The sequence below is a fragment of the Micromonospora sp. LOL_024 genome (assembly GCF_048060415.1).
In the GTDB taxonomy this organism is placed as follows: Bacteria; Actinomycetota; Actinomycetes; order Mycobacteriales; family Micromonosporaceae; genus Micromonospora.
Window position 1 is genome coordinate 55,248 of sequence record NZ_JBHMIS010000011.1, and the last position, 14,773, is coordinate 70,020.

Genomic DNA, 14,773 nt, shown 5'->3' on the forward strand with positions numbered 1-14,773 from the left:
GGCCGCGGCCGGGCAGCGGCGTCACCGAAAAGATCGGCGCAGGTGGCCTGGCCGGCGCAGGTGGCCTGGCCGGCCGCGGCCAAGTCACCTGCGCGAGCAGCTCAGCCGAACATGTCGTCCAGAAAGCTCTTCCGCTTCTTGCGTCGGTAGTGCCCGTGGTAGCCGTAGTGCTGCTGTTGCTGAGCGTGGCCGTAGGCCGGAGCCGGGTAGCCGGGCGGCGGCGGTACGGCACCGTAACCCGGCTGGTGCTGCGCGGGGGCGGGTGGTGGCGGTGGCGGGTAGCCGCCCGGCCGAGCGGCGGGCTGGGGCGCGGCGGGGGCCTGCTGTGCGCTCCAGTTGGCCTCCGCCTCGAACAGCTTCTCCAACTCACCGCGGTCGAGAAAAATCCCCCGGCACTCACCACACTGGTCGATGACGACGCCACTGCGTTCGTACTGGCGCATATCTCCATGGCACTTGGGACAGGTCAGACTCATCACCCGACGGTACCTGGTCGCCTCACGACACAGAGGTCAGCGCGTCGGTGACCTCGCCGTCGGAGACCTCTTGGAAATCGTCGTAGTACGCGCCGACGGCCGTGAAGGTGGGCGGTCGCTGGGCACAGATCACCTGGTCGGCCTCGGCGGCCAGCATCTCGTACGCCTCCTGGGAACCGACCGGGACAGCGACCACGACCCGGCGGGCGCCTAGTTGACGGGCGACCTGGACGGCCGCTCGGGCGGTCGCCCCGGTGGCCAGCCCGTCGTCGACGATCAGGGCAGTGCGGCCGGCCAGTTCCAGCGGCGGACGACCGGCCCGGTAGAGCTCCTCGCGCCGGTCCAACTCTGCCTGTTCACGGCGCTGGACCTCGGCGATGTCGTCGGTGCCGAGCTGACCGGCGACTACCTCGTTGACCACGCGTACGCCGCCGGGGCCGAGCGCGCCGAAGGCGACCTCGGGGGCCCAGGGCATGCCGAGTTTGCGGACCACCAGCGCGTCCAGTGGCGCGCCGAGGCGTTCGGCGATGACCCGGGCCACGGGCACACCGCCGCGTACCAGGCCCAGCACAGTGACGTCGGGTTCGCCGATCAGGGCGGTGAGGCGGTCGGCGAGCATCAGCCCCGCGTCGGCGCGGTCTCGGTAGGCGGTCATGCTCTCAGGTCTACGCGGTGCGGGGCGTCTTCGCTCGCCGGTTGCCGGATCCCGGGACGGTCGAGCGCGGTCGCCCAGAGGAGGAACGCGACCGGGTAGAGGAGGTAGCCGAACCGGGTGGTGGGCATCAGCAGGATCGCCACCAACAGGCCGTACCCGCAGGCGAGCGCCGCGGTGCGGGCGGTACGGGGCGGGTGGCGGGCGAGCCGGACGGCGATGGCCACACCGGCGGCGACCAGCAGCGCGGCGGCGACCGCCCGTCCTGCCGGCAGGACGTTCGCGATCAGGTAGCCGGGGAACGGCGACTGTGCGGGGCTGGTTACCAGGCCGTGCCCGAGCGGGAACAGCAGCACGTTCTCCACCAGTGCCGCGCGGTCGACGAGCAGGGTCGGCAGCAGCGCGGCAGCGGGCAGGCCCAGCGCGCCGGCGGTGACCCGCAGGCCGGCCCGCCTGGTCGCCCCCCAGATGATCAGCACCGCGGCGACCGGCCAGGCGAAGAGCTTCAGCGCGCCGGCCAACCCGACGGCGATGCCGGCCCAGCCGGGCCGGGTGGTGGCGGCGAAGGCGAGCGCCAGCAGGCAGAGCGCGAGTACGGGTAGGTCGTCGCCACCGGTGGCCAGAGTCAGCGCGCAGACCGGCAGCACGGTGGTGGCCTGGATCCCGCGCAGCAGGGCGGCGCGGGGTCGGGTCTGTCCGGCTGTGCCCACGGGTTGCCGCAGGACGCGGAGGGCGACGACGAGGGCTAGCGCGGTGCCGACCGCGAACCAGACCCGGGCGTCGGTCCACCAAACATCGAGGGCCGTACGGGGCAGCCCGAACAGTGCCATCCCCGGCTGGTACGGGGCGTAGCCGAGAAGTTGTTCGCCGGCGGGTAGCGCGGCGATCGCGTCCGGTCCCAGGTAGGGGGTGCCGGTCTCCGCCAGGCGTCGTCCGGAATCCTCGACGACGAGCACCTCCTCCTGGGCCCGGTCGGTGCGTCCCGAGGCGCGTTGCACGCTCTGCCAGACCAACGGCAGCAGGGCCACACCGGCCCAGGTGAGGCCGGTGACCAGCCAGCGTGCGGGCAGGCCGACCAGGGGCGAGTCTTCTCGACTGCGGCTGAGCAGGAGCTGACCGGCGGCCAGCAGCGTGACGGTGAGGTAGCCCAGCGCCGCTACTGCGCCCCAGGCGCGGTGCGGAACAAGTGTCGAGGTGGCCGCGGTGACCGCCGCGAAGGCGGCTGAGGCGGCGTAGAGACCGAGGTCGAGGGCGAGGCCGCCGGCGGCGGTGTCGAGCCGGTGCCACCACCCGAGGCGGTGGACGGGCGGGGTGGCGGTGCTCACCCGGGCAGTGTGTCAGGCGGGCAGGTTACGGCCCCGGCCCCCCTGCCGGCGGCCCTGCGGCAGCCGGACCACCGCGCCCGTGTCGTGCAGGGCGGTCGCGAGGCTGCCCGCTCGTCCGCCGGCACCGCGTTGGAGCGCCGCGAGCAGCGTCCCGGCGGGTAGCGGGCGGGCGAAGAGGTGACCCTGACCGGCGGTGCAGCCCAGTTCCCAGAGTGCCCGGCGCTGTGCTTCCTGTTCGATTCCTTCGGCCACCACCGCGAGGTCGAGGCTGCGGCCGAGGTCCAGGGTGGAGCGGATGATCGCCGCAGCCTCGGTGGAGGACTCCATGGCGGTGACGAAGCTCCGATCGATCTTCAGCTCGTGCAGGGGGATCCGGGAGAGCAGCGAGAGCGAGGAGTAGCCGGTCCCGAAGTCGTCCAGGGCGAGCCGGACGCCGGAGTCGCGCAACCGGGTGAGTACCTGGTCGACCACGTCGAGCTGGCTGAGGGTGAGGGTCTCGGTCAGTTCCAGGACGAGCCGGTCGGCTGGCAGGTCGTGAGCGCGCAGGCGGGTCAGCACCGACCCGGCGAATCGGGCGTCGAGCAGGCTCCGGGGTGAGACGTTGACCGCCACCGGCACGTCGAAGCCGGCGTCGCGCCAGGTGACGGCGGCGATCAGCGCCTCGTCGAGGATCGCCTCGGCGAACGCCGGCAGCAGTCCGGAGCGCTCCACCGCCTCCAGGAAGCGCAACGGGTCGATCATGCCGTGGACGGGGTGGCGCCACCGTGCCAGTGTTTCGGCGGCGATGACCTCACCGGTGCCGAGGTCGACGATCGGCTGGAAGTTGACGGTGAACTCGTGGTCGGCGACGGCGCGGGGCAGTTCGCCGCCGAGGGCGAGGCGCCCGAGGTCGGCGGTGTCGCGGGCCGGTGCGTAGCTGGCGATCCGCTGCCCGGCCCGTTTGGCCTGGTACATCGCGACATCCGCGCGGCGCAGCAGTTCCACCATGCCACCGGTGGCGGGGGCGACGGCGATGCCGCCGCTGGCCTCGACGCTGATCCGCATGCCTTCCACGTCGAACGGCTCGTGCAGCGCCGTCAACAGCGTCTCGGCCCGGTGCGCGGCCACCGCAGGAGCGGGCAGGGCCCGCAGGAGTACCGCGAACTCGTCGCCACCGAGCCGGGCCACCAGGTCGTCGCCCCGGGCGGCGGTGCGCAGCCGCTCGGCGACCGCGGTCAGCATCTGGTCGCCAGCTGCGTGACCGAGGGTGTCGTTGACCTCTTTGAAGTGATTAAGGTCGATCAACACCAGGGCGGTCACCCCGTCGGCGTGCCGCTGGTGCAGTTGCTCGTTTCCCGCGTCGAGCAGGTGGCGCCGGTTCGCCAGACCGGTCAGCGCGTCGTGGGTGGCATCGTGCGCGTGTGCCTGCGCGACCCGGGCGAGTTCGGCGTACGCCTGGGCGTTGCGGATGGCGGTGCACAGCGCCGAGGCGAAGGTGTACAGGGTGTAGTGCTCACGCTCGGAGAGTTTCACCGGCCCGCGGAAGCGCAGCCGCAGCACGCCCACGTCCACCGCCTTGTCGTGCCCTTCGAGGCGGACGGGAACCACCGCGCCCTCCACGGTGGTGGACTCGTCGGCGGGCCCGTCGTAGCTGACTCCCTCGGCGCCGCCGCGGACGACCCGGTCGGCGTCGCGCAGTTCGACCTCCACCTCGTCGGCAGAGAAGAGCTCGGCCGCCCGGGTGACCGCGTTGGTGAGCACGTCGCCCAGTTCGACGACGTTGAGTGCGTCGGTGGTCTGCGCCAGCCGCTGCCATACCTGTTGCTCCGTGCGGGAGCGGATCCGTGCCGAGTAGAGCAGGTGGAGGCTGAGCATCAACGGGGGCACCGCGAGGAGCAGTCGGATGTCGATGTTGATGAGCAGCACCGTGCTGACGATGACGACGAGGCGGGCAAGGGCGGCGCTGATGCGAAGACCCCAGTCCTCGCGGAACAGGGTGCGTAACGAGGTCCTGGTCGCCATCGAGATGACCGGGAGGGTGACGAGTTCGTCGAGCAGCACCGCGGCGAAATAGGCGGTAGCCACGGGAATGCCCGTCTCAACCAAGTCTGAGTTGGCGCTCGGCCACTCGAACGCGTGGAGCACCAGGCCGGCGGCGGTGGCAACCAGCATGTTCTTGCCGATGCCGAACGCCCGCTTGATCGGCGAGCTGCCGGTCAGGGTGGCGGAGATCGCGATCCCGATGCCGGTGGCGAGGACGACCACGGGGACGGGTGCGACAGCGAGCCCGATCACGATGGCTGTCTCGGTCCAGGCTATGTCGTGGTTCGTGGAGCGGATGCGAACCCGGACCTTGACGATGAAGCCGACTGCGACGAGGGAGATCAGGGTTGCCCAGGTGACGGTCGCGGTCGTAGGACCGTAACTGGGCAGGTGCGCGACGGAGACCGCACCGACGAAGCCGGCCAGTACGACGACGAGACCGACGAGCAGCATGAGCCGCTGATCGGTCCCGGTCCGTCGGGCCTGCAGAGCCAAGCAAGATCCCCATTCGTCACCAGGGGGTTGCGCTCCGCAAGCGTACTCCCGCTACTTCTGCTCGGACAGGAGGATCAATTCCATTCGTGCGAGTTCATCTCGACCCCCAATTGAATCTGACGCCATCACCTTGCTGCCAGACCCTAGGGACACTTACGGGCGTTTAGCCACTATTCATGTCCTAATGCGCAGAATGGGCCAATATGGAAGAGTTGTATCACTTTCCGTCCTGTCTCCTTGACGCACTGTTCAAATGCGGCGGAGTTTCGCTGCCCGGTCTCCGAAATGTGGTCGACCAAGTGTGGCCAGGGTTCTCGGTTCAGTTCATCGCCGCTTCGGTTGAGCTTGCCGTGCAACCTACCGGCAGGTGGCCGCCAAGCTGCGTACAGTGATCCTTTAATGCAGTCAGAGGCCGGTGCAGATTCGAGTCCTCGACGGTCTAGCGGTGCACCGCAGCGTAGGGTGCCGTACTCCGGGACGCCGAAACAGCCGACCGTTCTCGCCATACCCGCCTGCGACGCGGGTTCGCTTATATCAGTCGACCAACTCCGCGACGAACTGTGGCTACGGCCCGATGCACTCGGCCGCGCCCAATGTCCGTACTGTTCCGAGCACGATGGAGGGCGTAGTCGTACCCGAGGGATAGGCTCGCGATTGTGACCGAACCGGCCCAGCTCACCCACGTCGACACCGCTGGTGCGGCCCGCATGGTCGACGTCTCCGCCAAACAGATCACCGGCCGGGTGGCGGTGGCCGCCGGGCGGCTGCTGACCACCCCCGAGGTCATCGACCTGCTGCGCCGCGACGGTCTGCCCAAGGGCGACGCGCTAGCGGTGGGCCGGCTGGCCGGGATCATGGGCGCCAAGCGCACCCCCGATCTGATCCCGCTTTGTCATCCCATCGCGCTGCACGGCGTGACAGTCGACCTGGTGCCGACCGTCGACACGATCGAGATCACCGTGACCGCCCGTACCGCTGACCGCACCGGCGTGGAGATGGAGGCGCTCACCGCTGTCGCGGTCGCCGGGCTGGCCCTGGTCGACATGGTCAAGGCGGTGGATCCGGCGGCGAGTGTCGACGCGGTTCGGGTGCTGCGCAAGGAGGGCGGGAAAACCGGTCTGTGGGAGCGTCCGGAGGACCGCCCGTGATCCGCGCCCGGGTGGTGGTGGCCTCCAACCGGGCTGCCGCTGGCGTCTACGCCGACACCAGCGGCCCGCTACTCGTCGACGGTCTGCGTGAGTTGGGCTGCACGGTGGACGATCCGATGGTGGTGCCCGACGGCGACCCGGTCGGCGCGGCCGTGTGGGCGGCCGTGGCGGAGGGCGTCGACGTGGTCCTGACCAGCGGTGGCACCGGGATCACTCCCACCGACCGGACCCCGGACGTGACCCGTGCCCTGCTCGACTACGAGATTCCCGGCATCGCCGAGGCGATCCGCGCGCACAGCCGTGCCAAGGTGCCGACTGCCGCGCTCTCCCGCGGCGTAGCGGGGGTGGCCGGTCGCACACTGGTGGTGAACCTGCCCGGCTCGACAGGCGGGGCCCGCGACGGTCTCGCCGTGCTGGGGCCGATTCTCGGGCACACCGTGGACCAGTTGCGCGGCGGCGACCACCAGGCAACCCGCTAGGCTCGGCCGGTGAGAACGGAAACCGCTTCCCCCGATAAGGTCACCGCGCCACCGCCGGCCGACTGGGCGCAGGCACGCACTAGGGTCCACGCGGTCGGCCTGACCGCCGCGCTTCCCGCCGTCGAGTGTCCCCTCGCCGAAGCCGATGGGTACACCCTCGCCGAAGCGCTCACGCCCAGGACCGACCTGCCGGCCTTCCCGACGTCGAGCGTGGACGGCTGGGCGGTGCGTGGTGCCGGCCCGTGGCGGTTGACCGGCCGGGTGCTGGCCGGTGGGCCCGCGGCCCCGTTGACCGAGGACGGGACGACGGTCGAGATCGCCACCGGCGCGATGGTGCCGGCGGGCACCTCGGCGGTGCTGCGGGTGGAGGAGTCCACGCGTACCGCCGACGGGCTGGTCGACGGCGTGCCGCGAGCCACGCCGGAGTGGCGGCGGCCCGGCGAGGAGGCCACCGCCGGTGAGGAACTGCTCCCGGTCGGCACTCCGGTCGACCCGGCGGTGATCGGTCTGGCCGCCTCCTGCGGCCACGACAACCTGCGGGTACGCCGGCAGCCCCGAGCGGCCCTGCTGGTCTTCGGCGACGAACTGCTCACCGAGGGGCCGCCCGGCGCCGGCCGGGTCCGGGATGCGTTGGGTCCGGCGGTGCCGGGCTGGCTGCGCCGGTACGGCTGCCAGGTGGGCACTGCCGACGTGGTCGGCCCGGTAGCCGACACGCTGACCGCCCATGTGGCCGCGCTGCGTGCCGCACTGGAGCGCGCCGACCTGGTCTGCACCACGGGCGGCACGATGAACGGTCCCGTCGATCACCTGCATCCCGCGCTGGCCGAGTTGGGCGCGGACTACGTGGTCAACACGGTCGCGGTGCGTCCGGGCTTCCCGATGCTGCTGGCCCAACTGGTCGGCGCCGACGGGCGGGCCCGGTTCGTCGCCGGGCTACCCGGAAATCCACAGTCCGCCATCGTCGCGCTGGTCTCGCTCGTCGCCCCGCTGCTGGCCGGTCTCACCGGCCGACCGATGCCGGCGCTGCCGCACGTCACCCTCGCCGAACCGGTCGCCGGCCGCGGTGCCCACACCCATCTGGCGCTGGTCCGGCTCGACCGGGTCGCTGGGACGGCCCGTCCGGTCCGGCACGTCGGCTCGGCGATGCTGCGTGGGCTCTCGACCGCGGACGGGTTCGCGGTGATCCGCCCGGGCACCACCGGTGCCGCCGGAGATCGGGTGCCGGTTGTACCGCTACCACTGCTGCCAGGGGAGCGCGCATGGTGACCGTTATCAGCACCGTCAGCGAAGTGCCGTTGGACATCGCCACGCATGAGGCGGCGGTCGCCGACCGACGGGCGGGCGCAGTGGTCTCGTTCGCCGGGGTGGTCCGCGACCACGACCACGGCCGCCCGGTGACCAACCTTGAGTACGAGGGCCACCCGAGCGCCGAGAAGCTACTGAGGGAGGTCGCCGACGAGATCGCCGACGATCCCGACGTGTACGCGGTGGCCGTGTCGCACCGGGTCGGACCGTTGGCCATTGGGGACATCGCCTTGGCCGCGGCGGTCAGCACCGCACACCGGGCCACCGCGTTCGCTGCCTGCGCCCGCCTGGTGGACGAGGTCAAGGCCCGGTTGCCGATCTGGAAGCGGCAGGTCTTCGCCGACGGCACCGACGAGTGGGTCAACTGCCCCTGACGGTGAGTCCACCTCGCCGCCGCACTTGCGGGCCAGCACCGCAGTGGCGAGGCTTGGACCTGGCCCCGGTGCCGGGAGATGCCGCCCTACCGCCGGCCGTAGAGCATCGCGGTGCGCGCCATCCGGTCGGTGTGGAAGGCGGGTTCCGCGCCGGGCCGCCAGGGCAGCGCGGCGACCAGCACGATCAGGGCCAGCGCCAGCGAGTTCTCCATCAGTGCGCCGAACAGGCCGTCCTCGTAGTGGGAGACCTCCGGCAACTGGTGCTCGAACGGCCAGATCGGCGAAACCAGGAAGAGCAGGTAGAGCCCGATCGCGGCGACGCCGTGCCGGAGTCCGGTCAGCGTCGGGTACCAGATCGGCGAGCGCAGGGTGGACAGTCCCGGCGGGCCGCCGTACGGACCCGTCGCCGGGCGCGGTACCGGTCTTCGGCTGGCGTCGCGGCGGCGTGCGGCGGCGTCGGCCAGCACGATGATCGCCGGGATCACCCAGACGAGGTGGTGAGTCCAGGAGATCGGACTGATCACGTTGGCAGTCAGGCCCACCAGCGTGAACGCGGTCAGTTCGTCGCCGTCGGCGTGGGCGTTCGAGGCCCGGGACAGGCCGAGCGCCAGCATCAACACGGAGAAGGCGAGCCAGAGCAGCCCAGGGGTCTCGATCGAGTCGTAGAGCCGGGCCAGCAGGCCGGCCAGGGACTGGTTGGGCGTCATGTCGGCGGCGCCCACCCGTTCGGTCTGCCACAGCACGCTGCCGAAGTACGCGCGGGACTCGGTGCCGACGACGCCGAAGCTGCCGATCGTCACGGCGACGGCGGTGCCGACGGCCGTCGCGGCCACTCGCCACTGACGGGTGATCATCAGGTAGAAGATGAACAGGGCCGGGGTCAGCTTCACGGCGGTGGCCAGGCCGATGCCCACGCCGGCCCACGTGCCACTGTAGACGAACCGCAGCAGCGCCCCGTCGGTCTCGGCCTGATGGGTTCCGCGGCGGGACCGCCAGCGCAGCGCGATCAGGTCGGCAATGATCAGGGCGAACAGCAGCAGGTTGACCTGTCCGTAGCCGAGCGTCTCCCGAGTGGGCTCGATGGCGACGGCGAGCGGCGTGGCGATGGCCACCGTGTACCAGAGCGGCCAACAGAGCCGGTCGACGATCGGGCGCAGCAGCGCCGCCAGTACGACGGCCAGTGCGGCGATGCTGACCGCGGCGTTCAGCAGGCCGGCCAGGGCCACCGGCAGTTGTGCCATCGGGAGCATGGCCAGCCCGGCGAAGGGTGGGTAGGTGAAGCCCAGGGTGGTGCCGGGCGCGACGAACTCGTACAGCTCGTGACCGCTCGCCCACCAGACCACCGCGCCGTGGTAGATCTTCATGTCGAAGAAGTTGTACGGACGCCCGAACTCGCCGATGGCGAGCCATGCGGCATAGGCGACGGCGGCCACGATGCCCGCCCGTACGACTGTCCTACGATCGATCCCACGCGTTGCGCGACGGACTGTAGCGAGGCGGTCCAGCCCTCTACCGACGTTCGTCGGCATGGCGTGGCCACCCCCGTACCAATGTCGTCCTACCCGTCCAGGTCCAGTACGGAGCCTAGAACGACGCATCCCGTCAGTGCCTCCCACGTTATGCGACCGTGTCCGATCCCACACATTCTCTTGATATTTCAACCGCGTTAACGCCTGGTGGGTGGTTCAGGTGATTCGTGGCCTTAGTCGGGCGTGAGGGCGGACAGCGGCAGCTCAGCCGGGTAGGCGTCGAGCGGCTGACGCGGACCGGACGGCGATCCTGGCCTCACGCCGGGCGGTCCGGACGGCGCGGCGCACCGAACGTCGCGAGTGGCCGATCCGGTGTCCGGCGCGCCAGCGTAGCCCCGGCCTACCCTCCGTGTCCGCCGCAGCGAGTATCAACCCACCGAAGAGACCGAGGTTCTTCAGGAAGTGGACCTGGTTGCTGTTCTTCGCCGTCGCGTCGTCGGTGCTCCAGAAGGGGTGTCCGGCGAGCGTCACCGGGATCAGCGTGCCTGCCAGCACCAGGGCCGCCGGCCGGGTGTGTCGGCCGGTGGCGAGCATCAGTCCGGCGCCGAACTGCACCGCCGCGTTGGCCCGGATCAGGGTCGCGGTGTCCGTGGGGATACCCGGGTGGGCCCCTTGCAGCAGCGGCGCCACCCGGTCGGTGATCGGTTTAGCCGTAGGCACCAGGCGTTCAGGACTGACGAAGTTGCGGGCGCCGCTGACCACGAAGATGCCGCTCAGCATGGCGCGGGCGAGGGATCGTACGGGCGTCATGGACCAGTCATACCCTGTTCCGGGCATCGCCACGCCCGGCAACGGCACATCTCGATCGATTGGGTGACTGCGCCACTGTGCCCAGTTCCCGAGACCGTCGTGGGTGGACCGGCCACAGGCGGTAATCTCGCCGCGTGACGACGCTGCGGCTACGCCCGGAGGAACCGGCCGACACCGGCGCGGTCCGGCGGGTGCTGGCCGCGGCCTTCGCACGGCCGGACGTGGCCGTCCCACCGGAGGTGCGGCTCGTCGACGAGCTACGCGGCAGCGACGCCTGGATTCCGAAGTTGGCGATGGTCGCCGAGTACGGCGGTGAGGTGGTCAGCTACGCCCTGCTCAGCCGGGTCGTGGTGAGTTCGGCGGGAGCGAGCCTGCCGGCGCTGGTGCTCGGACCGGTGGCGGTGGCACCCCACCGGCAGCGGATCGGGCTGGGCGCCTCGGTGGTGCAGGCGGCCCTGGAAGCGGCGACGGAGTTGGGCGAGCGGCTGGTGGTGGTGCTCGGCGATCCGGCCTACTACCGGCGTTTCGGCTTCACCCGCGCCGACCAGTTGGGCCTGACCAGCCCGTGGTCGGGGCTGGGCGAGCCGTGGCAGGCGCTCGTCCTGCCGTCGACGGTCAGTGGCGAGCCGGCTGCTCCCCAGGGCGAGGTGGTCTTCCCGCCGCCGTGGTCGAAGGTCTGACGCCTTCCGACCGACCGGCAGCGATGTGGCGGCCGACGACGCGGTTGGCTAGCATCTAACAACTTTCGGCTACCCCGCACCCCCCCCCGCACTCCGGAGGCTCCGACCCGATGACCCGTGTCCTGCTGCGCTCTGCCAAGGACCCCTTCACGCCGGTCAGCCCGGAGCTCTCCCTCGCGCTGTACAAGCAGGGCATATTCGGGCGGAACGTGGGAAATCTGGTCTTCACCGAGTCGGTGCACAAGCTGATCAGCGTGCCGGGGACGGAGGTGGTGTCCAACTCGTTCCTCAGCGAGCGTCCCGGCGTGGACCAGGCGTACGTGGACCGGATCAACGAGCAGTTCGACATGTTCGTGGTGCCCCTGGCAAATGCCTTCCGGCTGAGATTCCTGGACAATCTTGAGCGTCTCACGTGGGTGATTGAGCGGCTGCGGATCCCGGTCGTGGTGATCGGCGTCGGCGTCGCGGGCGGCACCGGGAGCCTCGACAACCCATTCCCACCACCCACGGACGAGCTGCGTGCGGCGGTGGGTCGGTTCGTACGCGCGGTTCTCGAAAAGTCGGCGACAATCGGCGTGCGCGGCGAATTCAGCCGCGCGTACCTCGCCGAGCTGGGCTTTGGTGACGACGTGGTCGACGTCGTGGGTTGTCCGTCGCTGTTCCGCGACGGCCCGGACCTGCAGGTCGCCAAACGGGTGGCCGAGCTCACGCCGGAGAGCCGCTTCACGGTCAACATCTCGCCTTACGTGCGGCTGATGGACGAGGTCGGGACCCGCCACGCCAAGCGCTACCCGAACATGGTCTACGTTCCGCAGGGCGACGAGGTACTCGAGCTGCTGCTGTGGGGGACCCACCCGCACAACGTCCGGCCGGGACTGCCGCACCACACCGGCCACCAGCTCTACCGGGAGGACCGCATCCGGTTCTTCGTCGATACCTGGACCTGGATGCGCTACCTCGCCGAGCGAGACTTCTCCTTCGGCACCCGGATCCACGGCAACATCGTGGCGCTGGCCGCCGGCACGCCCGCCTACGTCCTGGCACACGACAGCCGGACGTTGGAACTGGCCCAGTACCACGACATCCCGCACAGCCTGGTCCCCGACCTGAGCCCGGAGGTCGACGCCGCCGATCTCTACGCCCAGGCCGACTACACCGCCTTTAACGCCGGGCAGGCGCAGCGCTGGGACCGCTTCGCCGGCTTCCTTGAGCGCAACGGCATCGAGCACGTCTTCCAGCCGGGCAAGGCCAACCCCGATTACGACAGGCGGTTGGACGCCGTGGGTCTGCCGCCGGCGGTGACCACGCTGATGACCACCGACCCCGAGGCCCGAGAGCGGATCACCGCCCGGCTGGCGGAGCTGTACTCGCTGGGTGGCCTCCGAGCGCTGCGTCGGGCGCACAAGCCGCATATCCCGTTTCCGCACACCGCTGCGCCAACGGGGGTCGGGGCGACTGGCGAGCGACGGCACCTGCCGGCACCTGTGCGTTCCGCGTTGCGTCACAGTCGCGCGCTCACCCGTCGGCTCCGCCGTCAGCCCTGAGGGCACCGCGTGCGCTGGGTCAGGCGGGCTGGGTGCGCAGGTAGCGGCCGAAGTGCGGGACGGTGAAGGCCACCGTGCCGCGTTCGCCCGAGTAGATCAGGCCCTTCTTGATCAGGGCGTCGCGGGCCGGGGAGAGGCTGGCGGGCTTGCGGCCGAGTGCTCGGGCGATCTCCGCGGTCGGCACGGCGGCGTCCATGTCGTCCCGTCCGCCGCCGTCGGTCTCCCCCTCGACCAGTGACAGCATGGCCATCGCCCGCATGTACTCCCGCTCGGCGGGAGTGGCCCGCTCGAAGCGGGAACCGAAGAACCCGACCGCCAACTCCGCCTCGGCCTCCGGTGCGGCGACCCGCACGTCGGCGGCGGTGATCGGCGTCCGGGGCGCGTGGTCCCAGGTCGCCTTCCCGTACGCCTGCACGAAGTACGGGTAGCCGCCCGACTTCTCGTAGAGCAGGTCGAGGGCCTTCGCCTCGTACTCCACGTCCTCCCGCTCGGCGGGGGCGCAGAGTGCGTGGTCGGCGGCGATCCGGTCGAGCCGGTCGATGCGCTGGTAGCGGAACAGCCGCTCGGAGTACGACTTGGCCGCGCTGAGCACCGCCGGCAGGTGGGGCAGCCCCGCACCGACGACGATCAGCGGCGCGCCGAGCTGGGACAGCTCGTGGCAGGCGGCGCAGAGCGCGGAGACGTCCTCCGGGCCGAGATCCTGCATCTCGTCGATGAAGATGGCGATGCCGGTGCCGACGTCGCTGGCGACCGAGGCGGCGTCCGTGAGCAACTCCACCAGATCGATCTCTATGTCGCCCGAGTCGGCGCGCCCGCTGGCCGCCGGCACGTCGATGCCGGGCTGCCACCGGTCACGCAGCTTCGGGGCCGCGCCGCCGCGCCCGGTCGGTGCACCCCGTTGGGCGAAGGCTTTGAGCACCCCGAGGAACGCGTCGATCCGGTCCGGTGCCCGGTGTCGCGGCGCGAGTTCCCGGACGGCCATGTGCAGGGCGGCGGCGACCGGTCGGCGCAGCGACTGATCCGGTCGCGCCTCGATCTTGCCGCTGCCCCAGAGCCGGTTGATCGCCTGGGACCGCAGGGTGTTGAGCAGGACGGTCTTGCCGACTCCCCGCAGCCCGGTGAGCATCAGGCTGCGCTCGGGGCGGCCACGGGCGATGCGTTCCAGCACGATGTCGAAGACGTCCAGCTCCCGCCCCCGCCCGGCCAGTTCGGGCGGGCGCTGACCGGCGCCCGGGGCGTACGGGTTGCGGACCGGATCCACGAATCGCAGAGTATCGGGCTGTCTAGCCGAGAGGCTAGACATGCGTAGATGGGGCTACCGGCGTGTTGGCCATCGAGACAAAACTAGTGCTGTCTAGCATGGACGCTAGACAGCACTAGTTTTGCCGATCGATCAGCCGGGCGGGCCGGGTCAGCCGCGTTGCTTGAGGCAGAGCACGAAGTCGAGCGAGTCCAGCTCGCTGTCGTAGAAGTACCAGTTGGTGTAGCCGTCGACCTTGGCGCACTTCTCCTCGGCGTCCTTCTCACCACTGGTCTTGCCGTCGAAGCGCCGCAACACCTCGTACGACTTCGACCCGCATTCACCGATCAGCAGCTCGGGTTTCGCGCCGGCCGATGCCTCGTTGCTCACGCACTGGCCGGCCCGCACGAAGCGCGGGTCGGTGGACGAGATGGCAGCCGGCTCGCTGGGCGGTGTCTCGTCCTCGTCCTGTGCGTCGGAATCCGACGGCGCCACCTCTTCGGCCGGCGCGGACACCGGGGCAGGCGCCTCGCCGTCTTCCCCGAGCAGGAAGAACGCCGTCGTACCGGCCAGCGCCAGCGCCATCACCGCCGCCAGTGCCATGAACATCGGGCCTCGGCGGCGCCTACGCCCCGGCGGTGACGCGGGCGTCCCGGCGTACCCGGTGGCCGCCCCGCCATCGTCCCGGTAGGTGCGGTGAGCCTCGGTCTCCTGTGGGTTGGGGCCGTAACCCTGCTCGGCGGCGCCGTAGTGG

14 protein-coding genes are annotated in these 14,773 nt (G+C 70.8%); 6 read left to right on the forward strand and 8 right to left on the reverse strand.

The genetic code is table 11. The features are described 5' to 3' along the window. Positions 1-101: 101 nt before the first annotated feature. Genes ACFHWY_RS14335 through ACFHWY_RS14350 form a run of 4 tightly spaced genes read right to left on the reverse strand, consistent with a single transcriptional unit; the run spans position 102 to position 4,928 of the window. Positions 102-479 (reverse strand): zf-TFIIB domain-containing protein, encoded by a 378-nt coding sequence (locus ACFHWY_RS14335; protein ID WP_416580676.1) that lies wholly within the window; start codon positions 477-479, stop codon positions 102-104. A 19-nt stretch (positions 480-498) separates the two neighbouring features. Beyond that, complete coding sequence (locus ACFHWY_RS14340; protein WP_416580677.1) at positions 499-1,131, reverse strand: phosphoribosyltransferase; 633 nt, start codon at positions 1,129-1,131, stop codon at positions 499-501. Further along, positions 1,128-2,453: a glycosyltransferase 87 family protein gene (locus ACFHWY_RS14345; RefSeq protein ID WP_416580678.1), complete on the reverse strand. Its 1,326-nt coding sequence runs from the start codon at positions 2,451-2,453 to the stop codon at positions 1,128-1,130. The genes ACFHWY_RS14340 and ACFHWY_RS14345 overlap by 4 nt, the downstream gene beginning before the upstream one ends. Before the next feature lie 12 nt (positions 2,454-2,465). Beyond that, positions 2,466-4,928: a putative bifunctional diguanylate cyclase/phosphodiesterase gene (locus ACFHWY_RS14350; RefSeq protein WP_416580767.1), complete on the reverse strand. Its 2,463-nt coding sequence runs from the start codon at positions 4,926-4,928 to the stop codon at positions 2,466-2,468. Positions 4,929-5,626: 698 nt separating this feature from the next. On the opposite strand from ACFHWY_RS14350, the gene moaC reads away from it, so the two are divergent. Genes moaC through ACFHWY_RS14370 form a run of 4 tightly spaced genes read left to right on the forward strand, consistent with a single transcriptional unit; the run spans position 5,627 to position 8,276 of the window. After that, the gene (gene moaC / locus ACFHWY_RS14355; RefSeq protein WP_416580679.1) at positions 5,627-6,118 is read left to right on the forward strand and encodes a cyclic pyranopterin monophosphate synthase MoaC; all 492 of its coding nucleotides are present in this window, start codon (positions 5,627-5,629) and stop codon (positions 6,116-6,118) included. Continuing rightward, positions 6,115-6,597 carry a MogA/MoaB family molybdenum cofactor biosynthesis protein gene (locus ACFHWY_RS14360; protein ID WP_416580680.1) on the forward strand — a complete coding sequence of 161 codons (483 nt, stop codon included), beginning with the start codon at positions 6,115-6,117 and terminating at the stop codon, positions 6,595-6,597. The genes moaC and ACFHWY_RS14360 overlap by 4 nt, the downstream gene beginning before the upstream one ends. A 9-nt stretch (positions 6,598-6,606) precedes the next feature. Next, positions 6,607-7,863 (forward strand): molybdopterin molybdotransferase MoeA, encoded by a 1,257-nt coding sequence (locus ACFHWY_RS14365; RefSeq protein ID WP_416580681.1) that lies wholly within the window; start codon positions 6,607-6,609, stop codon positions 7,861-7,863. Then, complete coding sequence (locus ACFHWY_RS14370) at positions 7,857-8,276, forward strand: molybdenum cofactor biosynthesis protein MoaE (protein ID WP_416580682.1); 420 nt, start codon at positions 7,857-7,859, stop codon at positions 8,274-8,276. Before ACFHWY_RS14365 ends, ACFHWY_RS14370 begins: the two co-directional genes overlap by 7 nt. An 86-nt stretch (positions 8,277-8,362) precedes the next feature. Here the strand turns inward: ACFHWY_RS14370 and ACFHWY_RS14375 are convergent, their stop codons facing one another. Continuing rightward, entirely contained in the window at positions 8,363-9,805 is a 1,443-nt protein-coding gene (locus ACFHWY_RS14375) for a glycosyltransferase 87 family protein (RefSeq protein WP_416580683.1), read from the reverse strand. Positions 9,806-10,009: 204 nt separating this feature from the next. Then, positions 10,010-10,555, reverse strand: a complete 546-nt coding sequence (locus ACFHWY_RS14380; protein ID WP_416580684.1) for a DoxX family protein — start codon at positions 10,553-10,555, stop codon at positions 10,010-10,012. Positions 10,556-10,689: 134 nt separating this feature from the next. Between ACFHWY_RS14380 and ACFHWY_RS14385 the strand changes: the two genes are divergently transcribed. After that, on the forward strand, positions 10,690-11,235 hold the full coding sequence (locus tag ACFHWY_RS14385) for a GNAT family N-acetyltransferase (protein ID WP_416580685.1): 546 nt from the start codon (positions 10,690-10,692) through the stop codon (positions 11,233-11,235). A gap of 110 nt (positions 11,236-11,345) precedes the next feature. Continuing rightward, positions 11,346-12,779, forward strand: a complete 1,434-nt coding sequence (locus ACFHWY_RS14390; RefSeq protein WP_416580686.1) for a polysaccharide pyruvyl transferase family protein — start codon at positions 11,346-11,348, stop codon at positions 12,777-12,779. 19 nt (positions 12,780-12,798) lie between these two features. On the opposite strand, the gene ACFHWY_RS14395 is transcribed toward ACFHWY_RS14390, so the two are convergent. Both ACFHWY_RS14395 and ACFHWY_RS14400 read right to left on the reverse strand, forming a co-directional pair. Then, entirely contained in the window at positions 12,799-14,040 is a 1,242-nt protein-coding gene (locus tag ACFHWY_RS14395; RefSeq protein ID WP_416580687.1) for an AAA family ATPase, read from the reverse strand. A 150-nt stretch (positions 14,041-14,190) separates the two neighbouring features. Continuing rightward, entirely contained in the window at positions 14,191-14,628 is a 438-nt protein-coding gene (locus ACFHWY_RS14400) for an LppU/SCO3897 family protein (protein ID WP_416580688.1), read from the reverse strand. Between the last annotated feature and the right edge of the window lie 145 nt (positions 14,629-14,773).

Bases quoted from the DNA above. Each gene is read 5' to 3' on its own strand.
- ACFHWY_RS14340 (WP_416580677.1), bottom strand. From the start codon at position 1,131: ATGACCGCCTACCGAGACCGCGCCGACGCGGGGCTGATGCTCGCCGAC.
- ACFHWY_RS14350 (WP_416580767.1), bottom strand. From the start codon at position 4,928: ATGCTGCTCGTCGGTCTCGTCGTCGTACTGGCCGGCTTCGTCGGTGCG.
- ACFHWY_RS14370 (WP_416580682.1), top strand. From the start codon at position 7,857: ATGGTGACCGTTATCAGCACCGTCAGCGAAGTGCCGTTGGACATCGCC.
- ACFHWY_RS14375 (WP_416580683.1), bottom strand. From the start codon at position 9,805: ATGCCGACGAACGTCGGTAGAGGGCTGGACCGCCTCGCTACAGTCCGT.
- ACFHWY_RS14380 (WP_416580684.1), bottom strand. From the start codon at position 10,555: ATGACGCCCGTACGATCCCTCGCCCGCGCCATGCTGAGCGGCATCTTC.
- ACFHWY_RS14390 (WP_416580686.1), top strand. From the start codon at position 11,346: ATGACCCGTGTCCTGCTGCGCTCTGCCAAGGACCCCTTCACGCCGGTC.
- ACFHWY_RS14400 (WP_416580688.1), bottom strand. From the start codon at position 14,628: ATGTTCATGGCACTGGCGGCGGTGATGGCGCTGGCGCTGGCCGGTACG.